We start from the raw sequence: 19,625 nt of genomic DNA, 5'->3' as shown, positions 1-19,625 counted from the left end.
GCGGGGAGCCGACAAGCGCACAGGCGGTGTTGCGACAGTGGTGCCCAACCGTGGCGATGTTTAAAGGCCGTGTTTACAGCAGCCGCAGCACGGCGCTGAGGCCGTGCACCTTGCCCGGTTCACTCTCCGGGAGGACGAGCACGGAGCAGCCCGCGGCGGCGGCACCGGCGTCCGCGGGGCTGTCACCGACCATGAGGGTGCGCTCCGGGTCCGTGCGCAGCGCCGCGCACGCCTTCCAGAAGATCGCCGGGTCGGGTTTGCAGCGGCCCACCTCGTACGAGAGCACGAACTCGTCGACGAGGTCGGCGAAGCCCAGCTGGGCCGCCAGGTCGCGCAGGTCGAAGCCGATGTTGGAGACCACCGCCACCGGGACGCCGCGCTCGCGCAGCGCCTGCAGGGTGGGGATGGTGTCGGCGTACAGCTGCCAGCCGTCGGCGATGAGCAGCCGGTCGTACAGGGCCTCGGCGAGGTCGGCGTCCACGGTCGCGGCGAGCCCCGAGTAGGCGGCCCGGTGCGCCTGCACCGACAGGTCCCGGTCGGCCCACACCTCGGCGAGGTGCGCCGGCACCCGGTGCGGCTTCGGACCGCCGGCCCGCCCGGCGGTCATGAGCCGGTCGGCGAGGACCGTGGCCCGGCCCCGGTCAAGGGTGGTGCCGAGGCTCGCCGCCGCTGCCGTCACCCACCTGACGGGGTCCTCCACCTGCGCGATCGTCCCGTGGAAATCCAGGAGCACGGCCCCGACGGGCCGCCATGTACTTGGTGGTTCAGCGCTTTCCGGCACGCCAGCACGATACCCATGAGCGGATCCGGGCATCTTTCGCCTAGCCTTGGGGTCATGACCACCCCCGCCGAGCGGTACGAAGCGGCCCAAAGGCGGGCTCAGCGTCCTGCCCTGACCGAGTTCGCCGAGGAGCTGGACTTCGCGCTCGACCCGTTCCAGGCCGAGGCGTGCGACGCGCTGGAGCGGGGCACGGGCGTGCTGGTGTGCGCGCCGACCGGGGCCGGCAAGACCGTGGTGGGGGAGTTCGCCGTCCACCTGGCCTTGCGGCAGGGGCGCAAGTGCTTCTACACCACGCCGATCAAGGCGCTGTCGAACCAGAAGTACAACGACCTCGTCCAGCGGTACGGCACCGAGCGGGTCGGCCTGCTCACCGGCGACAACGCGATCAACGGCGACGCGCCCGTGGTGGTGATGACCACCGAGGTCCTGCGCAACATGCTGTACGCGGGATCCGCCACCCTGCAGGGGCTGTCCTACGTCGTGATGGACGAGGTGCACTACCTCGCCGACCGGTTCCGCGGCGCCGTCTGGGAAGAGGTGATCATCCACCTGCCGGACTCGGTGACGCTGGTCTCGCTGTCGGCGACCGTGTCCAACGCGGAGGAGTTCGCCGACTGGCTGGTCACCGTGCGCGGCGAGACCACGGTCGTGGTCAGCGAGCACCGGCCGGTGCCGCTGTGGCAGCACATGCTGATCGACCGGCGGATGTTCGACCTGTTCCACGACGCCGAGGCGGCGCAGAAGCACGACGTGCACCCGGAGCTGCTGCGGTACCACCGCGAGATGCTGCGCCGCGTCGAGCTGGCCGGCAGCCGCAACGGCCGGCGCAAGGGCCCCTACCGGCCCGAGATCGTCGAACGGCTCGACCGCGAGGGGCTGCTGCCGGCGATCCTGTTCATCTTCAGCCGGGCCGGCTGCGACGCCGCCGTCCAGCAGTGCCTCGCCGCCGGGCTGCGGCTCACCGGGCCCGACGAGCGGGTCGAGATCCGCACCATCGTCGAGTCGCGCACCAAGCACATCCCGAGCGAGGACCTGCAGGTGCTCGGGTACTGGGAGTGGCTCGACGGCCTCGAGCGGGGCCTCGCCGCGCACCACGCCGGGATGCTGCCGGCGTTCAAGGAGGTCGTCGAGGAGCTGTTCGTCCGCGGCCTGGTCAAGGCCGTGTTCGCCACGGAGACCCTGGCGCTCGGCATCAACATGCCGGCCCGGTGCGTGGTCCTGGAGCGGCTCGTCAAGTACAACGGCGAGGCGCACGTCGACCTGACCCCGGGGGAGTACACGCAGCTCACCGGCCGCGCCGGGCGCCGCGGCATCGACGTGGAGGGCCACGCGGTCGTGGTCTGGGCGCCGGAGCTCGACCCGCGGCACGTCGCCGGGCTCGCCTCCACCCGGACGTACCCGCTGAGGTCGAGCTTCCGGCCGTCGTACAACATGGCGGTGAACCTCGTCGCCAGCGTCGGCATCTCCGCCGCCCGGGAGCTGCTGGAGAGTTCGTTCGCCCAGTTCCAGGCGGACCGCTCGGTGGTCGGGCTGGCCCGGCAGGTGCAGCGCAACGTCGACACGATCGCCACGTACGGCGCGGAGACCACCTGCCACCTCGGCGACTTCGACGAGTACTTCGACTTCCGGGTGCGCATCGCCGAGCGGGAGCGGACCATCGCCCGGCAGGGCGCCCAGCAGCGCCGTGCCGCGGCCCTGGAGTCCATCGAGCGGCTGCGCCCCGGCGACGTCATCCGGGTCCCCACCGGCCGCCGCGCCGGCCTCGCCATCATCATCGACCCGGGCGTCGGCGGCCGCGGCTTCAGCGAGCCCCGCCCGCTCGTGCTCACCGAGGACCGCTGGGCCGGGCGGATCTCCGGCGCCGACTTCACCGCCGCCGTCGAGCCGCTCGGGCGGGTCCGGGTCCCCAAGCAGTTCAACTACCGCTCCGCGCAGGACCGCCGGGACCTCGCCGCGCAGCTGCGCCGCCTGGAGATCGAGCCGGCCTCGCGGGGCCGCTCGCGCTCCCGGTCCCGGGACGTCACCGACGACCACGAGCTGGACCAGCTGCGCGCCGCGATGCGCCGCCACCCTTGCCACCAGTGCCCGGAGCGGGAGGAGCACGCCCGCTGGGCGGAGCGCCGCTGGCGCCTGGAGCGCGACACGGAGGCGCTGCGCGGCAAGGTCGCCAACCGCACCGGCTCCCTCGCCCGCACCTTCGACCGGGTCTGCGGGCTGCTCACCGACCGCGGGTACCTGTCGGCGGCCGGCACCGTCACCGACGCCGGCCGCACCCTCGCCCGGATCTGGTCCGAGACCGACCTGCTCGTCGCCGAGTGCCTGCGCCGCGGCGTGTGGGACAAGCTCGGCGCCGCCGACCTCGCCGCCGCCGCCAGCATCCTGGTCTACGAGGCCCGCCGCGAGTCCGACGACCGTGCCTCGATCCCGCGCGGCGAGGTGTCCGACGCCGTCGACGCCACCCTGCAGCTGTGGTCCGACCTGCGCGAGGACGAGGACTCGCGGGGCCTGCAGCTGACCCGGGAGCTCGACCTGGGTTTCGTGTGGCCGGTGTACCGGTGGGCCCGCGGCGAGTCGCTCACCAAGGTGCTCGGCAGCGTGCACGGCCTGGAGGGCGACATGCCGGCCGGTGACTTCGTGCGCTGGTCCCGGCAGGTCCTCGACCTGCTCGGTCAACTCGCCGACGCCCCGGGCGCCTCCGACGCGGTGCGCCGCACCGCCCGGCAGGCGATGGCGGCCATGACCCGCGGTGTGCTGGCGTACAGCGTCATGGCTTAGTCACGCAGCGAGTTTTCATCCAGATGGATTAGAAAAATTTGTTTGGATCCGCAATGATGCTTTCGCCGGGTGGACGGTTCCGGCGCGGAAGGAAGCATCGTGGGAGAGCTGCACCACTTCACGTACGGGCCGATCACCCCGATCTTCGCGTACGCGATGTCGTTCCTTGGTTCCCTTCTCGGCCTGGTGAGCACCGCCCGGGCCCGTGCCGCCACCGACACCCGCCGGCGGGCATGGCTGCTCGTCCTCGCGGCGTGGGCGATCGGCGGCACCGGCATCTGGGTCATGCACTTCATGGCCATGATCGGCTTCAGCGTCAGCGGCACCCCGCTGCGCTACGACGTGCCGCTGACCGTCGCCAGCTTCTTCATCGCGGTCATCACCGTCGGCATCGGCCTGTTCATCGTCGGCCTCGGCAAACCCTCCATGGCCAAGGTCCTCATCGGCGGCCCGATCACCGGTGTCTCCGTCGCCTTCATGCACTACACCGGCATGGCCGCGATGCAGATCAACGGCTCGTTCGAGTACAAGAGCACCCTCTTCTACGCCTCCTACGCGATCGCGGTCGTCGCCGCGACCGTCGCGCTGTGGTTCACCGTCGTCGTGCGCGGCATCCCCGCCACGATCGCCGCCGCCGCGGTCATGGGCCTCGCCGTCTGCGGCATGCACTACACCGGCATGTATGCGATGCACGTCAACATCACCACCGCCACCATCGGCGGCGTCCCCGGCGTCGACGTCAACTGGTTCCTCGCCCCGATCGTGCTCTTCGTCCTGGTCGTGGTCATCGCCCTGGCCAGCGCCGTGATGGCCGTCCCCTCGGAGCGCGAGCAGGCCGAGGCCGCCGCCGTCCACGACAAGATCGCCGCCGGCGAGGCCCTGCGCGCCGCCACCGCCGGCCCCGTCTTCGGCGGCGGCTCCAACACCACCCCCGCCGCCCCCGGCACCGGCCAGGCCTTCTCGGCCCGCGCCGCCAACGGCATCGCCGACGCCCGCCGCCAACGCGGCCGCTGACCCCGCCCGCTGACCCCGGTGGCTGACCCTGGCCGCGGCGGCTGGCCCCGCCCGCTGGTGCTCTGACCACGAACGTTCACGGTGCCGGTCAGGCCGCTGTTCGGGTGGCTGGTTGACCGGTCGGCGTTGGCGTTTGGATGCGGTGAACATGTGCGAGGGTCCGACGTGCGCTTCGATCGGGCCGGCCCAGGACGAGTACGCCGGGGTGAAGCACAGTTCGACCCGGTTCCGGGCCGATCACTGGCCGACCACTGGCAGATCGCGCCGCCGCAGGTCATGGCAGGTGGCCGGTTCGTCGCGGCCGGCTCGCTGGTGATCTTTCCAGGTTGATCGAGTGATCTTGCTTGGTTGATCGAAGTCGCGGCGTGGTCATTCAGACGGCCGGTACGCGACTTGGATCATCGCGGTGGTCCGGTTGGCGCGGTGGCGAGCACTGGATGCGGCACCTGTGAGGCTGCTCCGTGCCGGTCGCGCCGCCGCGGGTCACGGCAGGTGGCCGGTTCCGTCGCGGCCGGCTCGCTGGTGATCTTTCCCGGTTGATCGAGTGATCTTGCTTGGTTGATCGAAGTCGCGGCGTGGTCGTCCGGGCGGCCGGTACGCGACTTGGATCATCGCGGTGGTCTGGCCGGCGCGGTGGCGAGCACTGGATGCGGCACTCGTGTGGCTGTCGCGTGCCGGTCGCGCTGCCGCGGGTCACGGCAGGTGGCCGGTTCCGTCGCGGTCGGTGCTGGTGATCTTGCTTGGTTGATCGAAGTCGCGGCGTGGTCATTCAGACGGCCGGTACGCGACTTGGATCATCGCGGTGGTCCGGCCGGCGCGGCGGCGAGCACCGGATGCGGCACTCGTGTGGCTGTCACGTGCCGGTCGCGCTGCCGCGGGTCGCGGCGGGTGGCCGGTTCCGTCGCGGTCGGCTCGCTGGTGATCTTGCTTGGTTGATCGAAGTCGCGGCGTGGTCATTCAGACGGCCGGTACGCGACTTGGATCATCGCGGTGGTCCGGCCGGCGCGGCGGCGAGCACTGGATGCGGCACTCGTGAGGCTGTCACGTGCCGGTCGCGCCGCCGCGGGTCGCGGCGGGTGGCCGGTTCCGTCGCGGTCGGCTCGCTGGTGGTCTTGCTTGGTTGATCGAAGTCGCGGCGTGGTCGTCCGGGCGGCCGGTACGCGACTTGGATCACCACGGTGGTCCGGCTGGCGCGGCGGCGAGCGCTGGATGCGGCACTCGTGAGGCTGTCACGTGCCGGCGCGGGCAGTGCAAGCGGCAACGAGTATCGAGGGCGCTGGGGCGGGGAACCCCGGCTGGCTGAGGCCCGTCCCACCAGCGCGGAGGGAGCCCCTCGCCGCACCCGTGCGGCGAGGAACCGCAACACCATCAACCCGGTGAACAGCACTCATGTGCAGCGACCCCCTCGCGAGGTCCGCCACTCCCGCCGCCGGTCTTCTGCGGCGCAGGCCAGGGCGGATCCCGCGGCGCTTCGGGCCGAGGTGGCTGACCGCATGGGGTCGCTTCGGGGCCGCCGACTGGCTCCTGTTCGATGCGCGGGCTGCATTCCGCCGGCTGGCAGACGCAGCGGGCTGCCGCCGGGCCGATGCCGCTCGCTGCCGGGGTGCGCCCGTCGCCGGGCCCGACCGGCTGCCGCGGGCCGGGTCGCGTCCGCGCAGGTGCTTCTGCGGGCAGCTCGCGCAGGTGGTGAGCGTGACGGGGGAGGAGCCGCGCCACCGCCGGGGGCGTGATCGGCGGGGGGATGGAGATGAGATGTGAGAAGAGGTTCGGTGCTGGGTGATCTGATGGCGGATACTGGGGGAGTGACCGAGGCCAGGCACCGACCCAGGCGCACCGTCGGCGACTCGCTCGAGGACTTCGAGCGGGACCTGATCTCCAACCTCTATTACCAGCGGGGCACGACGATCGAGTCGGCGAGCGGGCCCGACGGGTACTACACGCTGGCGGTGACCGTGCGGGACCGGCTGGTGGACCGGTATGCGCGCACGGCGGCGGCGCACTACGCGGCCAATCCCAGGTTCGTCTACTACCTGTCGGCGGAGTACCTGCTGGGGCGGCAGCTGCGGCAGAACCTGCTGTACACCGACACGGAGCGCTGGGTCAGGCCGATCGCCGAGGATCTCGGGGTGTCGCTCGAAGGGCTCGAGGTGTACGACGTGGAGCCCGGCCTCGGCAACGGCGGGCTCGGCCGGCTGGCGGCGTGCCTGCTGGACTCGCTCGCCACGCTGGACATCCCCGCGGTCGGGTACGGCATCCGGTACGAGTTCGGCATCTTCAAGCAGACGTTCCGCGACGGCAGGCAGGTCGAGCGGCCCGACGACTGGACGTTCTACGGCAACCCGTGGGAGTTCCCGGCGCCCGACGACCGGCAGCTGGTCGGGTTCTACGGCACGACCCACCCGGACCCGAAGGACCCGGTCGGGCTGCGGCGGGTGTGGGTGCCGGCGGAGACGGTGCGGGGCGAGCCGAGCCACATGCTCGTGCCCGGGTACGGCACGCAGACGGTCAACATCATCCGGCTGTGGCAGGCGCGGGCCAGCCGGGAGTCGTTCGACCTGGGCAGGTTCGGCGTCGGGCAGTACGTGGAGGCCGTCGACGACATCGTGAGGGCCGAGAACATCAGCAAGGTGCTCTACCCCGACGACAGCACCGAGTCAGGCCGGGAACTGCGGCTCAAGCAGCAGTACTTCCTCGTGGCGTGCTCGCTGAGGGACATCATCCGGCGGTACCGGCTGCGCAACAGCGGCTGGGAGCACTTCGCGGACAAGGTGGTGGTCCAGCTCAACGACACGCACCCGGTCATGGCGGTCACCGAGCTGATGCGGCTGCTGGTCGACGAGCACGGGGTGGGCTGGGACGAGGCGTGGGGGATCACCCGGCGCACCTTCAACTACACCTGCCACACGCTGCTGCCGGAGGCGCTGGAGACGTGGCCGGTGCGGCTGCTGGAGCGGCTCCTGCCCCGGCACATGGAGATCATCTACGCGATCAACCACTTCTTCCTGGAGGAGGTGCGGGCGGCGTACCCGGGCGACACCGACATGCTGCGCCGCATGTCGATCATCCAGGAGGGTGACGAGCGGCGGGTCCGGATGGCGCACCTCGCGGTCGTCGGCAGCACCGCCGTCAACGGGGTCGCCGAGCTGCACACGAAGCTGCTCGCCGAGACGACGCTGCACGACTTCGCGGTGCTGTGGCCGGAGCGGTTCCACAACGTCACCAACGGTGTCACGCCGCGGCGGTTCCTGCGCATGGCCAACCCGCGGCTGTCGGAGCTGATCACCGGTGCGCTCGGCGACGAGGGGTGGCTGACGGACCTGGAGCGGCTGCACGGGCTCGGCCCGCACGCCGACGACCCCGAGTTCCGCGCCGCGTGGCGGGCCGTCAAGCGGCAGAACAAGGGCGTGCTCGCCGCCGCCGTCGAGCGCTCCACGGGCGTGCTGATCGACCCCGACGCGCTCGCCGACGTGATGATCAAGCGGTTCCACGAGTACAAGCGGCAACAGCTGAAACTGCTGCACGTGATCACCATGGTGAACCGGATCCGGGCCGACCCGCAGGCCAACTACGTGCCGCGGACGGTGCTGTTCGGCGGGAAGGCGGCTCCCGGGTACCACGCGATGAAGCAGCTCATCGAGCTGGTCAACGCGGTCGCCGGCGTGGTCAACACCGACCCGGTGCTCGCCCGGCACCTGCGGGTGGTGTTCCCGCCGGACTACAACGTGACGAAGGCGCAGTTCGTCATCCCGGCCGCGGACCTGTCCGAGCAGATCTCCCTCGCCGGCAAGGAGGCGTCGGGGACGGGCAACATGAAGCTGGCCCTCAACGGCGCCCTCACCATCGGCACCCTCGACGGCGCCAACATCGAGATCCGTGACCGGGTCGGCGCCGACAACTTCTTCCTGTTCGGCATGGACGCGCAGGAAGCGGCCGACCTGCAGCGGTCCGGGTACTCGCCGCGCGCGTACTACGAGGCCGACTTCGAGTTGCGCCTCGCCATCGACACGATCGCCTCGGGCGCGTTCGCGAAGGGCGACCGCAGCGTCTTCGCCCCGATCGTGGACGCCATGCTGCACCGCGACGAGTACATGGCGCTGGCCGACTACCGCGCGTACGTCGACTGCCAGGACACGGTCGCCCAGACGTGGCTGGACCCCGAGCGCTGGAGCAGGATGTCGATCCTGAACACGGCCCGGTGCGGGTTCTTCTCCTCCGACCGCACGGTGCGGGAGTACTGCGAGCAGATCTGGAAGGTCGACCCGGTGCGCGTCAGCCCGTAGCGCGGTGGCTGCTGCGGGCGGCTAGATCTTGGGCGGGCGGTTCTCGTACGGCGTCGACAGCACCACCGTCGTGCGGGTCGTCACGTTGGCCGCGGAGCGGATCTCCTGCAGCAGCCGCTCCAGCGCCAGCGGGCTCTCCACCCGTACGAGCAGCATGTAGAAGTCCTCACCCGCGACGGAGTAGCACGACTCGATCTGCGGCAGCTTCGCCAGCCGGTCGGGCGCGTCGTCGGGCTGTGACGGATCGAGCGGGCGGATCGCCACGAACGCCGTCAGCGGCAGGCCGATCGCGTCATGGTCGAGCCGCGCGGCGTAGCCGTTGATGACGCCGCGCTGCTCGAGGCGGCGCACCCGCTGGTGCACCGCCGACACCGACAGCCCGACCCGCTCGGCGAGGTCGGTGTAGGACAGGCGGCCGTCCACGGCCAGTGCCGCGACGATCGCGCGATCGGTCTCTTCCACGGCACGAACCCTAACCCGTACGGTGATCGCGACGCAGGCTCGATTCTCAGAGCGACCGCGCGATCACGAGGCGTTGGATCTGGTTGGTGCCCTCGAAGATCTGCAGCACCTTCGCCTCGCGCATGTACCGCTCGACGGGGTGGTCGGAGACGTAGCCGGCGCCGCCGAGGACCTGCACGGCATCGGTGGTGACGCGCATCGCGGTGTCGGTGCAGAACAGCTTCGCCTTCGCGGCCTCGGCACCGTGCGGGCGGCCGGCGTCGCGCAGCCGGGCCGCGGCCAGGTACAGGGCCCGGGCGGCGGCGATCTGGGTGGCCATGTCGGCGAGCATGAACCCGACGCCCTGGAACTCCATGATCGGCCGGCCGAACTGCTCGCGGTCCTTCGCGTACGCCACCGCGTAGTCCAGCGCGGCCTGGGCGAGGCCGACCGCGCAGGCGGCGATGCCGAGGCGGCCGCCGTCCAGGGCGCTCATCGCGATGCGGAAGCCACCGCCGGGCTCGCCGAGGAGCCGGTCGGCGGGCACGTGCGCGCCGTCCAGGACGACCTGCGCGACGGTGGAGGAGCGCAGCCCCATGGTCTTCTCCGGCGCCTGCGGCAGCAGCCCCGGGGTGCCGGCGTCCACCAGCAGGCACGAGATGCCTTCCGGGGTGCGGCAGAAGACGTTGTAGAAGTCGGCCTTGCCGGCGTGGGTGATCCAGGCCTTGGTGCCGCGGACCGTGTACCCGTCCGCGTCGGGCTCGGCCCTGGTCTTGAGCGCGGCGGCGTCGGAACCGCTGTGCGGCTCGGACAGGCAGTACGCGCCGAGCAGCTCGCCGCCGAGCATGTCGGGCAGGTGCCGCTTGCGCTGCGTCTCGGAGCCGAACGCGGCGGTCGGGTAGCACGCGAGGCTGTGCACCGAGACACCCTCGGCGACGGCGAGCCAGCGGGCCGCGAGCTCCTCGAGGACCTGCAGGTACACCTCGTACGGCTGGCCGCCACCGCCGTGCTCGACGTCGAAGGGCAGGCCGAGCAGCCCGGCCCGGCCGAGCAGGCGGAACAGCTCGCGGGGGAACTGGGCGCGGGCCTCGAACTCGTCGACGCGCGGGGCCAGCTCGCCGTCGGCGATCTCGCGGACCAGGCCGATGAGGTCCGCGGCCTCCTCGGTCGGCAGCACCCGCTCGACGACGCTGCGCGCCGGGCCGCTGATCACAGGATCACCAGCTCGGTCGGCAGGGTGTTGAGCCGGTCGGCGCCGTCGGCCGTGCACACGACGATGTCCTCGATACGGGCGCCGTGCCGGCCGGCGAGGTAGATGCCGGGCTCGATGGAGAACGCCATGCCCGGCTCCAGCGGGATGTCGTTGCCGGCGACGATGTACGGCTCCTCGTGCCCGTCCAGGCCGATGCCGTGCCCGGTGCGGTGCAGGAACGCGTCGCCGTAGCCGGCCGCGGCGATGAGGTCGCGGGCGGCGGCGTCGACGGACGCGGCGGTGACGCCCGGGCGCACGGCGGCGACGGCGGCGCGCTGCGCCTCGAACAGCACCTGGTAGTAGGCGGCGAACTCGGCGGGCGGCTCGCCCACGCAGTAGGTGCGGGTGGCGTCGGAGCAGTACCCGTCGGGCATCCGGCCGCCGATGTCGACCACGACGGGCTCACCGGCGGCGATGACGCGGTCGGAGGTGCCGTGGTGGGGGCTGGCGCCGTTGGGCCCGGCGGCGACGATGGTGAACTCGACGGTGGCGTGCCCGGCGGCGCGGATCGCCGCGGCGATGTCGGCGGCGACCTCGTTCTCGGTGCGCCCGGCGCGCAGCCACCGGCCCATCTCGGCGTGGACGGTGTCGATGGCCTGCCCGGCGCGGCGCAGCGCCTCGACCTCGTCGGGTGACTTGCGCAGCCGCAGCCCGGCCAGGACGGCGCCGGCGAGACGCTGCTCGGCGCCGGGCAGCGCGTCGCGCAGGGCGAGCACCTGCTCGGCCCACATCCGGTTGCCCAGCCCGACGGCCTCGGGCTTACCGCCGAGCGCGGCGCTGACCAGCTCGTAGGGGTCGCTGCCGTCGACGTGGTCGACGATGCGCACGCCGCGGGGGTCGGCGGCCTCGGCCGCGGGCCGCTCCAGGCGGGGCACGATCAGGGTCGGCTCGCCGTCGGCGGGCAGCACGAGCAGCGTCAGCCGCTCCAGTGCGTGCGCGTCGTAGCCTGTGAGATACTGCAGGTCAGCGCTGGGCGGGATGAGCAGCGCGTCGAGCCCGGCCGCGGTGGCGGCGAGCTGAGCGGCACGGAGTCGCTGTTCCTTCTGGGGCACGCATGCAAGCTTAACGTTCGTTCGGGTTCCGGGTCGACCGCGCCCGTGCGGGGTCGATACCAACGGATAGGTGCCAGCGAGCGGGCCGTGGGCGTAGTCTGCAGGCGAAGCTCGAGGACAAGGCCAGGACCGAGCTGTAGCCGAATCGAGATGAGCAGCGCATCTCATGAGTCACCGCAGCGCTCGCGCGCCCGGCGACCGGTTCACCGAGCCGTTCGTCCATGAGGCGTTGCTATATCACGACCAGGCGAGCTACCTCGACGGCACGATGAAGTTCATCTACGACGGCGTCGCCCTCAGCGAGCCCGTCGCCGTCGCCGTGCCGCCGGCCAACGTGCGGCTGATCCAGGAGCGCCTCGGCGTGTTCGCCGAGGTCGTCACGTTCCACGACATCACCGAGGCCGGCCGCAACCCGGGCCGGATCATCCCGTGGCTGCTGTCGAAGTTCATGGACGAGCACGCCGGCCGCCGGGTCCGCGTCGTCGGCGAGCCGATCTGGCGCGACCGCTCCGACGACGAGTACCCGGCCTGCGTCCAGCACGAGGCGATGGTCAACGTGGCGTTCGCCGGCCGGGACGCGTCGATCCTGTGCCCGTACGACACCGGCCGCCTGCACCCGCACATGCTCAAGGACTCCTACGCGACCCACCCGGTCATGATCGACGCGGGCAACCGGTTCCCGAGCGACGGCTACGACCCGTACGGCATCACCGACGCCTACAACGTGCCGCTGTCCGAGCCGCCGCTGGGCGCGACGACGCTGCGCTTCGAGGTCGGCGACCTGGTCAAGGTCCGCCGGGCCGTCGCCGGGATCGGCCTCGAGGCGGACCTGCCGCCGGACCGCATCAGCGATCTGCAGAGCGCCGTCAACGAGCTGGCCACCAACAGCGTCATGCACGCCGGCGGCTCCGGCACGCTGCGCACCTGGCACGACGACGTGCGCGTGGTGTGCGAGGTCCGCGACTTCGGCCACGTCACCGACGTGATGGCCGGCCGGCTGCGCCCCGCCGACGGCGGCGGCCGCGGGCTCGTCATGGTGCACTTCCTCGCCGACCTGGTGCAGCGGCACACCAGCCAGACCGGCACCACAACCCGCGTACACGTGCTGCGGTAGCGGACCTTCCCGGGGCGTCGCTTCGCTCCCGGCGCGGTTCATGGCAGGCTGGCCGGGTGGCCCGTCCCCTGCTGCTCGTCGACTCCGCCAGCCTCTACTTCCGCGCCTTCTTCGGCGTGCCCGAGAAGGCGGCCCTCGCCCCCGACGGCACCCCCGTCAACGCGGTGCGCGGCTTCCTCGACATGCTGACGACCCTGATCCGGGGCCGCCGGCCCGATCGCCTCGTGTGCGCCCTCGACGAGAGCTGGCGCCCGGCGTGGCGGGTGGCGCTGCTGCCGTCGTACAAGGCGCACCGGCTCACCCCCGCCGGCGGCGAGGAGGTGCCCGACGCCCTGTCCGTCCAGGTCCCGATCATCCTGGAGTTCCTCGCCGCGCTCGGCATCACCGCCGTCGGCGCCGCAGACTACGAGGCCGACGACGTCATCGGCACCCTCGCCACCCGCGAGCCCGGCCCGGTCGAGGTGGCCACCGGCGACCGCGACCTGTTCCAGCTCATCGACGACGCCCGCGGCGTCACCGTGCTGTACTGCGGCCGCGGCGTCGCCAAGCTGGAGGTCCTCGACGACGCCGCGCTGCGCGCCAAGTACGGCGTGCCCGCCGCCGGTTACGCCGACCTCGCGGCGCTGCGCGGCGACCCGTCCGACGGCCTGCCGGGCGTCGCCGGCGTCGGGGAGAAGACCGCCGCGCGGCTCGTCGAGCGGTACGGCGGCCTCGACGGCATCCTCGCCGCCCTCGACGACCCCGCGTCCGGCTTCGCCCCGGGCCTGCGCGTGAAGATCGCCGCCGGGCGCGAGTACCTGACCGCCGCCCGCGACGTGGTCGCCGTGGCCCGCACCATCCCGCTCGGCGAGCTGGAGACCAAGCTGCCGACCGCGCCGGCCGACCCGGACGCGCTGCTCGCCCTCGCCGAACGCTGGGGCCTGGCGGGCGCCACGAAACGCATCGTCGACGCCCTCGCGGCCGGGTAGCGTTTCCGGCCGCTTTCGCTGGCCGGTCTTGCTGGCCGGTCTTGCTGGCCGGTCTTGCTGGCCGGTCTTGCTGGCCGGTCTTGCTGGCCGGTCCTGCTGGCCGGTCTTGCTGGCCGGTCCTGCCGGCCGGTCTTGCCGGCGCTTTTGCTGGCCGCTCTACCGGCCGCGGGCGCGGTTGATCGCCTCGCCGACGCCCGCGGTGTCCGACAGGTCCCGCAGCACCACGTGCGCCCCGGCGGCGCGTAGCTCGTCCGTGCTGTAGCGGCCCGTCGCCACCGCCACCACGCCGGCACCGGTCAGCAGCGCCGCCTCCACGTCCAGCGGGGTATCGCCCACCAGCACCGTCCTCCTGCCGTCGAAGTCGCACTGGTACCGCTGCCTCGCCGCCGACCTGGCGACCCCGACGAGGTTCGCGCGCACCGCGTGGCTCCAGCCGTACGCGCCGGCGTCCAGGTCCAGGTGCTCGACGAGGCCGAACGGGCCGAGCTTCACCTCGGCGATGCGCCGCAGGTTGCCGGTCAGCACCGACTGCACCCCGGCCACGGTGCGCAACGCGTCCAGGGCGCCCGGCAGTGCCCGCCCGCGGACCGGCAGCAGGTGCGCCAGCTCCTCGAACGCCGCCTCCGCCGCGACCCGCAGCGCCTCCAGGTCCGCCTCGCCGGCCGGGGCGCGGTTGAGCCGCAGCACGTCCTGCGCGATCGCCCGGTCGGTGCGCCCCGCCATCGGCGGCTGATGGGTCACCGGCCGCCCGTGCCGGCGCAGGAACGCCAGATCGTACGCCTCACGACCGAGCCCATCGACGTCGACGAGTGTATGGTCAACATCCCAGAGCACCAGAACCTCGTCCACGGGACGCACTGTAGCGAAGCAGGGCAGAATGATGCGGATGGGCGACATCGTGGTGGTGCGGCACGGCCAGACCGAGTGGAGCGCCACCGGGCGGCACACGTCGGTGACCGACCTCGACCTCACCCCCGAAGGTGAGGACCGCGCCCGCGCGCTGAGCCGCGCGTTCGTCACGGCGGCGTTCGTCGCCGTCGTCAGCAGCCCCCGCCGTCGCGCCCAGCGCACCGCTGAGCTCGCCGGCCTCACCGTCACCACCGTCGACGCCGACGTCGTGGAGTGGGACTACGGCGCGTACGAGGGCCGCACCACCGCCGAGATCCGCGCCGAGCGGCCCGGCTGGGACCTGTGGAGCGACGGCTGCCCCGGCGGCGAAACCCCGCAGCACGTCACCGACCGCCTCGACCGGTTCCTGTCCCGCCTCGCCCCGATGCTCGTGCTCGGCGACGTCGCCGTCGTCGGCCACGGCCACGCGTCGCGCGCCCTCGCCGCCCGCTGGCTCGGCGAGCCGGTCACCTTCGGCGCGCGGCTCAGCCTCGACACCGCCACCCTGTCGGTCCTCGGCCACGAGCACGACCGCCCGTCGATCCGCACCTGGAACTCGCCGGTCCACTGACCGAATTCGCTCCCCGCAAACATTCGATAAATAGGGTTGTCGCCGTGGCGGCGGCGGCCTATCGTATTCATCAACACCGGATGAAACACGAAGCGACAGGAGACAGGCCATGAATCGGCTCCCCTCGAACGCACCGCAGCGGCAGTGTCCGCTCGGCGGCGGGGAAGCCGTGCTCGAGGGCGGTCTCCGAGGCTATCGCGGACGTCGCCAGGAGCGACTTTCGAAGCACCAGGGCAGGTGGAGCGGCTAGCATCCCGCTGGCACGGCACCCCGCCGCCCTTCCCGGACCGGGAATCGGGCGGTTTTTCTTTGCCCCCTTTCCCGCGATGAATGCTGTTCTTTGAAAACTCCACAGTGGATGACGCACGTCTATATAAAAGTGCAATTGAAGCGCCCGTGAGGCTGAGGAAGGTAGACCACTGGACTCTCAATCCGGAAGACCGGGTTCAACCCCCGGACGGGCGACGCAGCTCTGGTGAACTCGGCGGACACGCCGGTCCTCCGAACCGGAGAAACGGGTTCGATGCCCGTGAGCTGTTCGGCACAGCACAGCAGTTCGGCGCCGGGAAGGGACGGCGAGGGGGACAGTCCCTTCCGGCGCACCACGCGGTTGTAGCTCAGTCAGGTCAGAGCGTCGCCTTGCCATGGCGAAGGTCCCGGGTTCGAATCCCGGTTGCCGCTCAGTTTCTCAGGCCGGGCGGGCCATCACCCCGCCCGGCGCCTTGCAGGCTGGTGTAATCCGGCAACACACCCGGCTCTGGACCGGGCTCTGGGGGTTCGAGTCCTCCGCCTGCAGCGCACGCCCCGGCAGGGGCGCCACGCCCTCGTGGTCCAAAGGTAGAGGCACGGCGTTGAGGTCGTCGTAGTTGCGCGTTCGAATCGCGTCGAGGGCACGCACAGCACCACACGTCTTCGTAGCTCAGTGGAGAGAGCGCCAGGTTGCGGACCTGGAGGCCGCTGGTTCGAGTCCAGCCGAGGACACGCACGTACCACGTGCCGCTAGCTCAACGGGTAGAGCTGCTGACTCTTCATCAGCGTGTTCGGAGTTCGAGTCCCCGGCGGCGCACAGCGAGGTGGAGGAGTTCGGTCGTCCTCACCGGTCTCATACGCCGGAGCATCGTGGGTTCGAATCCCACCCTCGCAACTTCCTGTACAGCACGACACGGCGCGGTGGACGAATTGGGAGAGTCGCCCGGCTTTCACCCGGGACACTGTGCGGGTTCGAGGCCCGTCCGCGCTGCTCAGTACCGATCCGGCGGCGCAGGCGGCAGGGCACACGGCTGTTAACCGTTCAGGTCCCGGTTCGAATCCGGGCGCCGGAGCAACACCACATCACGCGGGTGCGCCGACGTGGGAGAGTCGGGCTTGGCTGTAACCCAGGTGCCATCGCGCTCAGGGGGTTCGAATCCCTCCACCCGCACGCACGCAACGCCTTCGTAGCTCAGTGGAGCAGAGCACCAGGTTCCGATCCTGAAGGTCGCTGGTTCGAGTCCAGCCGGGGGCACGCACGAGGCACGGTCGAATGCCCGAGGGGCCAGGGGGCCGCCTGCAAAGCGGTACACGCCGGTTCGAATCCGGCTTCGGCCTCGATCAGACGTACGTCATCCACTGTGGAGCGGGGAGTCCCGGGCCGGTGTCAACGGCCATGTGGAAGTAGCCACTGGTGGCCAGTGAATGTCCCCACCTCTGGCCATGTCAGGGCACGCTCGTGTCGCTGTCCTTTCGGTCGTTGAGGGCGTGGGTCAGGGCGTGGGCGCCGAAGGCGATGGCGTCCAGGAGCGCGCCTGGCCCGGTGGTGGGGTGCCAGCCCTGGGCTTGTGCGTAGGCGCGCAGGTCCTGTCGTAGTCCTGGGCTGGCGTAGCGTCGGAAGAACTCGTCAAGGCGTTCCAGCGAGTCGATGGTTGATCGGATCAGCGTCTCGGGGACGGGGATTAGCTTGTCGGGCGGTGGGTGAGTGTTGTCGGGGGGTGCGTGGCCGGGGTCGTGTGGGCTGCGGGGGTTGGTCATGGTGTCCTTCTGCCGGTTCTGGTGCGGGCCTCGCGCATGCGGAACGACTCGCCTTCGGTGACCACGACGGTGGCGTGGTGCAGGAGCCGGTCCAGGAGGCTGGTGGCGGTGACGTGTTCGGGTAGGAATCGTCCCCATTGTTCGAACGGCCAGTGGGAGGCGATGCCGAGGGCGCGGCGTTCGTAGGCGGCGGCGACGAACCGGAACAGCAGTTGGGTGCCGGTGTCGTCCAGCGGCGCGAACCCGATCTCGTCGATGAGGACGAGTTCGTGTCGGAGCAGGGTGTCGATGACCCGGCCGACGGAGTTGTCGGCCACGCCGCGGTAGAGCTGTTCGACGAGTTCGGCGGCGGTGAGGTAGCGGACCTTGTGCCCGGCGGCGACGGCGGCGTGGCCGAGCGCGACGAGGAGGTGGCTTTTGCCGGTCCCGGCTGGTCCGACCAGGCAGAGGTTCTCCGCCTTGGGGATCCATTCCAGACTTGTGAGGTAGTCGAAGGTGGCCTGGGGCACCGAGGACGCGGTGACCTTGAACTCCTCCAGGGATTTGGTGACGGGGAACCCGGCGCCGCGTAGCCGGGTGCGCAGGTTGGACTCGTCGCGGGAGGCGCATTCGGCCTCGATGAGGGTGCGCAGGACTTCCTCGGGTGTCCAGCGCTGGACCTTGGCGGTGTGCAGCACCTCGGGTGCCAGGCGCCGTATGGTGCCGAGTTTGAGCCGGCGCAGCCCGTCGGCCAGGTCGGCCGGCAGCGCCGGCACTGCCGGCAGCGGGGTGGGTGGGGCGACGGTGCCGGCGCGGGGCATCACGCCACCTCCCGCAGCGTGTCGGTGCGGTAGGCGTCCAGCGACCGGGTCGGCACCGCGGGCAGCGCGACGTCCAGGGTGGACCCGGGCCGGGTCGGGGTCGGCGCGGCCGGGCCGGCGGCCAGGATCGAGCGCACGTCATCGGCGGTGAACCGGCGGAAGGTCACCGCCCGGCGCAACGCCGCGTTCAGCGCGTCAGGGCCGTGCGCCTCGCGCAGCGCGGCGATCGCCGCGAGGTGCGACGGCAGCCGGTGGGTGCCGGCCGCGGCCGCCGCGCGCAGGAACGCCACCGCGTCCTCGCCCAGGGCCAGGAACTGCTGCTCGGCCTTGGTACGTGGCCGCACCGAGCGCGCCGGCGCCTGCTGCGGCCTGTCGTAGTGTTCGTCCAGCACCGACGATGAGCCGGGCGGGACGAGCCGGTGCTCGGCGACCAGGCCGCCCTGGTGCCAGATCTGGACGCGGTCATCCGCCGTGCTCACCTCGACGTGGGCACCGCGCAGCGGGTGCGGCACGCTGTAGCGGGCCGAGCCGATCCGCACCGTGGACAGCTTGTCCACCTTGCGCGCCACCCCGAGCCGCATCGTGGCTCGCAGCGACGGCAGCACCCGCAGCACCTTGCGTTCCTCGACCAGCCGCAGCTGCGGCACGGCGGCGATCTGCGAGTGCGTCGCGGCGTTGACCTCGGCGCACCACACCACGGCGGCTGTGTTGGCGGCGGCCAGGTCACCGGCGAAGTCGTCGGCCGGCACGACCAGGTCCGACTTCGCGTAGCGCACGAGTGCCTCCACCGCACCCTTCGACTCGGGGTCGGCCGCCTCGCAGAAATCGGGCCGGAACCCGTAGTGCGTCGCGAACCGCACATAGCCGGCGGTCGGCACCACGACGTTGGCGACCACACCACCCTTCAGACAGCCCATCCGGTCCGCGAGAACCACGGCCGGCACCCCACCCGCGGCCTCGAAACACTCAGCGAGGAGCCGCAGCGTCGTGTCCAGGGTCTCGTCGCGGGTGAACCGCACGAACCGCCACCGCGACCAGGCCAGCACCGCGGTGAACAACTTCATCCCCGTGTTCGGGCCGCCGGTGACCGTGCCGTAATCGATCAGCAGGTGCTGACCCGGCTCCGGCACCCACGGCCGGTAAACTCTACGATGCTTACGCCACAACACTTTCTGCACCGCAACCGCCCGCCGGAACGTGCGCGCCGACCCGGTATAGCCGGCCGCCCGCGCGACCGGCAGCAGCCGCTTCGCGGTGATCCGGCCATCCGTCGCCTTCACCTTCCCAAAGATCAGATCCGTGAACGGCTCCGCAAGCCCCGGCCGCGGCGCCCGACGCCGACCCGGCCGCTGACCCACCACCCGACGCTCCAACACACGCTTGACCGTCTTGTGCGTCGTACCGCACAAATCGGCCGCGGCACGCATGCTGCCCATCTCCTCGTACGCGTTGACGATGTCCAACTCTTCCCTCGCAGTCTTCAATAGAGGCAGTCCTTCGGGGCTCTTGCTGATCGGTTGGCTTCGCAACCCCGATTCCAGGCCCCGAAGGACCCTCACCGGCCGATCAACACGCCCCCTGCGAGGTGGGGACTTTCACTGGCCACAACCGGAGACTTTTCCATGGCCACGGACAGCCGGCGCCGCCCGGCTCGACGGCGGCGAAACTGTCGTACCCCTGTC

At 71.5% G+C, this 19,625-nt stretch carries 14 protein-coding genes and 13 tRNA genes; 19 read left to right on the top strand and 8 right to left on the bottom strand.

The annotated features are described in order from the left end of the window. Window positions 1-73: 73 nt before the first annotated feature. Entirely contained in the window at window positions 74-814 is a 741-nt protein-coding gene (locus AB0H83_RS10970) for an HAD-IA family hydrolase (protein WP_360090423.1), read from the bottom strand. Between the two features lie 21 nt (window positions 815-835). Here AB0H83_RS10970 and AB0H83_RS10965 point away from each other — a divergent pair, with 21 nt between their 5' ends. The 3 genes from AB0H83_RS10965 to AB0H83_RS10955 all read left to right on the top strand — a co-directional run bounded on the left by AB0H83_RS10965 (window position 836) and on the right by AB0H83_RS10955 (window position 8,850). Continuing rightward, the gene (locus AB0H83_RS10965) at window positions 836-3,556 is read left to right on the top strand and encodes a DEAD/DEAH box helicase (protein ID WP_360090420.1); all 2,721 of its coding nucleotides are present in this window, start codon (window positions 836-838) and stop codon (window positions 3,554-3,556) included. Window positions 3,557-3,655: 99 nt separating this feature from the next. After that, complete coding sequence (locus tag AB0H83_RS10960) at window positions 3,656-4,570, top strand: MHYT domain-containing protein (RefSeq protein ID WP_360090417.1); 915 nt, start codon at window positions 3,656-3,658, stop codon at window positions 4,568-4,570. Between the two features lie 1,802 nt (window positions 4,571-6,372). Further along, window positions 6,373-8,850, top strand: a complete 2,478-nt coding sequence (locus AB0H83_RS10955; RefSeq protein WP_360090414.1) for a glycogen/starch/alpha-glucan phosphorylase — start codon at window positions 6,373-6,375, stop codon at window positions 8,848-8,850. Window positions 8,851-8,871: 21 nt separating this feature from the next. Here AB0H83_RS10955 and AB0H83_RS10950 read toward each other — a convergent pair whose 3' ends face one another. From AB0H83_RS10950 to AB0H83_RS10940, 3 genes are read right to left on the bottom strand one after another with little or no spacing between them, the layout of a single operon-like run. Next, the gene (locus tag AB0H83_RS10950; protein ID WP_360090411.1) at window positions 8,872-9,312 is read right to left on the bottom strand and encodes an Lrp/AsnC family transcriptional regulator; all 441 of its coding nucleotides are present in this window, start codon (window positions 9,310-9,312) and stop codon (window positions 8,872-8,874) included. Window positions 9,313-9,358: 46 nt separating this feature from the next. Beyond that, window positions 9,359-10,501, bottom strand: a complete 1,143-nt coding sequence (locus tag AB0H83_RS10945) for an acyl-CoA dehydrogenase family protein (RefSeq protein WP_360090483.1) — start codon at window positions 10,499-10,501, stop codon at window positions 9,359-9,361. Beyond that, entirely contained in the window at window positions 10,501-11,595 is a 1,095-nt protein-coding gene (locus AB0H83_RS10940) for a Xaa-Pro peptidase family protein (RefSeq protein WP_360090408.1), read from the bottom strand. Before AB0H83_RS10940 ends, AB0H83_RS10945 begins: the two co-directional genes overlap by 1 nt. Before the next feature lie 166 nt (window positions 11,596-11,761). Between AB0H83_RS10940 and AB0H83_RS10935 the strand changes: the two genes are divergently transcribed. After that, the gene (locus tag AB0H83_RS10935; protein WP_360090405.1) at window positions 11,762-12,709 is read left to right on the top strand and encodes a sensor histidine kinase; all 948 of its coding nucleotides are present in this window, start codon (window positions 11,762-11,764) and stop codon (window positions 12,707-12,709) included. Between the two features lie 56 nt (window positions 12,710-12,765). Then, on the top strand, window positions 12,766-13,677 hold the full coding sequence (locus tag AB0H83_RS10930) for a 5'-3' exonuclease (RefSeq protein WP_360090402.1): 912 nt from the start codon (window positions 12,766-12,768) through the stop codon (window positions 13,675-13,677). Between the two features lie 156 nt (window positions 13,678-13,833). Here AB0H83_RS10930 and AB0H83_RS10925 read toward each other — a convergent pair whose 3' ends face one another. After that, window positions 13,834-14,526 (bottom strand): haloacid dehalogenase-like hydrolase, encoded by a 693-nt coding sequence (locus tag AB0H83_RS10925; RefSeq protein ID WP_360090400.1) that lies wholly within the window; start codon window positions 14,524-14,526, stop codon window positions 13,834-13,836. Between the two features lie 37 nt (window positions 14,527-14,563). On the opposite strand from AB0H83_RS10925, the gene AB0H83_RS10920 reads away from it, so the two are divergent. The 14 genes from AB0H83_RS10920 (at window position 14,564) to AB0H83_RS10855 (ending at window position 16,723) form a co-directional block, all read left to right on the top strand. Next, window positions 14,564-15,136, top strand: coding sequence for a histidine phosphatase family protein (locus tag AB0H83_RS10920; protein ID WP_360090397.1), 573 nt, complete (start codon window positions 14,564-14,566; stop codon window positions 15,134-15,136). Window positions 15,137-15,527: 391 nt separating this feature from the next. Further along, window positions 15,528-15,601, top strand: a tRNA-Glu gene (locus AB0H83_RS10915). A 1-nt stretch (window position 15,602) separates the two neighbouring features. Next, window positions 15,603-15,675 (top strand) — tRNA-Gly (locus AB0H83_RS10910). Between the two features lie 67 nt (window positions 15,676-15,742). After that, window positions 15,743-15,817 (top strand) — tRNA-Gly (locus tag AB0H83_RS10905). A 42-nt stretch (window positions 15,818-15,859) separates the two neighbouring features. After that, window positions 15,860-15,932: transfer RNA gene (locus AB0H83_RS10900), tRNA-Gln, on the top strand. Window positions 15,933-15,956: 24 nt separating this feature from the next. Beyond that, window positions 15,957-16,029: transfer RNA gene (locus tag AB0H83_RS10895), tRNA-Leu, on the top strand. Window positions 16,030-16,044: 15 nt separating this feature from the next. Next, a tRNA-Arg gene (locus tag AB0H83_RS10890) sits at window positions 16,045-16,117 on the top strand. Window positions 16,118-16,129: 12 nt separating this feature from the next. Further along, window positions 16,130-16,202, top strand: a tRNA-Lys gene (locus tag AB0H83_RS10885). A 1-nt stretch (window position 16,203) separates the two neighbouring features. Continuing rightward, window positions 16,204-16,280 (top strand) — tRNA-Met (locus AB0H83_RS10880). 20 nt (window positions 16,281-16,300) lie between these two features. Then, window positions 16,301-16,376 (top strand) — tRNA-Glu (locus tag AB0H83_RS10875). A gap of 11 nt (window positions 16,377-16,387) precedes the next feature. Beyond that, a tRNA-Asn gene (locus tag AB0H83_RS10870) sits at window positions 16,388-16,458 on the top strand. 14 nt (window positions 16,459-16,472) lie between these two features. Continuing rightward, window positions 16,473-16,556, top strand: a tRNA-Tyr gene (locus AB0H83_RS10865). A gap of 10 nt (window positions 16,557-16,566) precedes the next feature. Then, window positions 16,567-16,640 (top strand) — tRNA-Arg (locus tag AB0H83_RS10860). Between the two features lie 12 nt (window positions 16,641-16,652). Further along, window positions 16,653-16,723 (top strand) — tRNA-Cys (locus AB0H83_RS10855). Between the two features lie 108 nt (window positions 16,724-16,831). Here the strand turns inward: AB0H83_RS10855 and AB0H83_RS10850 are convergent. The 3 genes from AB0H83_RS10850 to istA are packed head-to-tail and all read right to left on the bottom strand — an operon-like array spanning window position 16,832 to window position 19,427. Then, window positions 16,832-17,143 (bottom strand): hypothetical protein, encoded by a 312-nt coding sequence (locus AB0H83_RS10850; RefSeq protein ID WP_360090394.1) that lies wholly within the window; start codon window positions 17,141-17,143, stop codon window positions 16,832-16,834. Further along, window positions 17,140-17,943 carry an IS21-like element helper ATPase IstB gene (gene istB, locus AB0H83_RS10845; RefSeq protein ID WP_360090391.1) on the bottom strand — a complete coding sequence of 268 codons (804 nt, stop codon included), beginning with the start codon at window positions 17,941-17,943 and terminating at the stop codon, window positions 17,140-17,142. Before istB ends, AB0H83_RS10850 begins: the two co-directional genes overlap by 4 nt. Beyond that, window positions 17,943-19,427: an IS21 family transposase gene (gene istA, locus AB0H83_RS10840; RefSeq protein WP_360090388.1), complete on the bottom strand. Its 1,485-nt coding sequence runs from the start codon at window positions 19,425-19,427 to the stop codon at window positions 17,943-17,945. Before istA ends, istB begins: the two co-directional genes overlap by 1 nt. Between the last annotated feature and the right edge of the window lie 198 nt (window positions 19,428-19,625).

The organism is Dactylosporangium sp. NPDC050688, from assembly GCF_040654515.1.
Classification (GTDB): domain Bacteria; phylum Actinomycetota; class Actinomycetes; order Mycobacteriales; family Micromonosporaceae; genus Dactylosporangium.
Note: the sequence above shows the minus strand (reverse complement) of the source record. Positions and strands in the feature narration are given on the sequence as shown.

Excerpts from the sequence above, each read along its gene's own strand:
- istB (WP_360090391.1), bottom strand. The coding sequence starts at position 17,943 with ATGCCCCGCGCCGGCACCGTCGCCCCACCCACCCCGCTGCCGGCAGTG.
- AB0H83_RS10965 (WP_360090420.1), top strand. The coding sequence starts at position 836 with ATGACCACCCCCGCCGAGCGGTACGAAGCGGCCCAAAGGCGGGCTCAG.
- AB0H83_RS10935 (WP_360090405.1), top strand. The coding sequence starts at position 11,762 with ATGAGTCACCGCAGCGCTCGCGCGCCCGGCGACCGGTTCACCGAGCCG.
- AB0H83_RS10850 (WP_360090394.1), bottom strand. The coding sequence starts at position 17,143 with ATGACCAACCCCCGCAGCCCACACGACCCCGGCCACGCACCCCCCGAC.
- AB0H83_RS10970 (WP_360090423.1), bottom strand. The coding sequence starts at position 814 with ATGCCCGGATCCGCTCATGGGTATCGTGCTGGCGTGCCGGAAAGCGCT.
- AB0H83_RS10920 (WP_360090397.1), top strand. The coding sequence starts at position 14,564 with ATGGGCGACATCGTGGTGGTGCGGCACGGCCAGACCGAGTGGAGCGCC.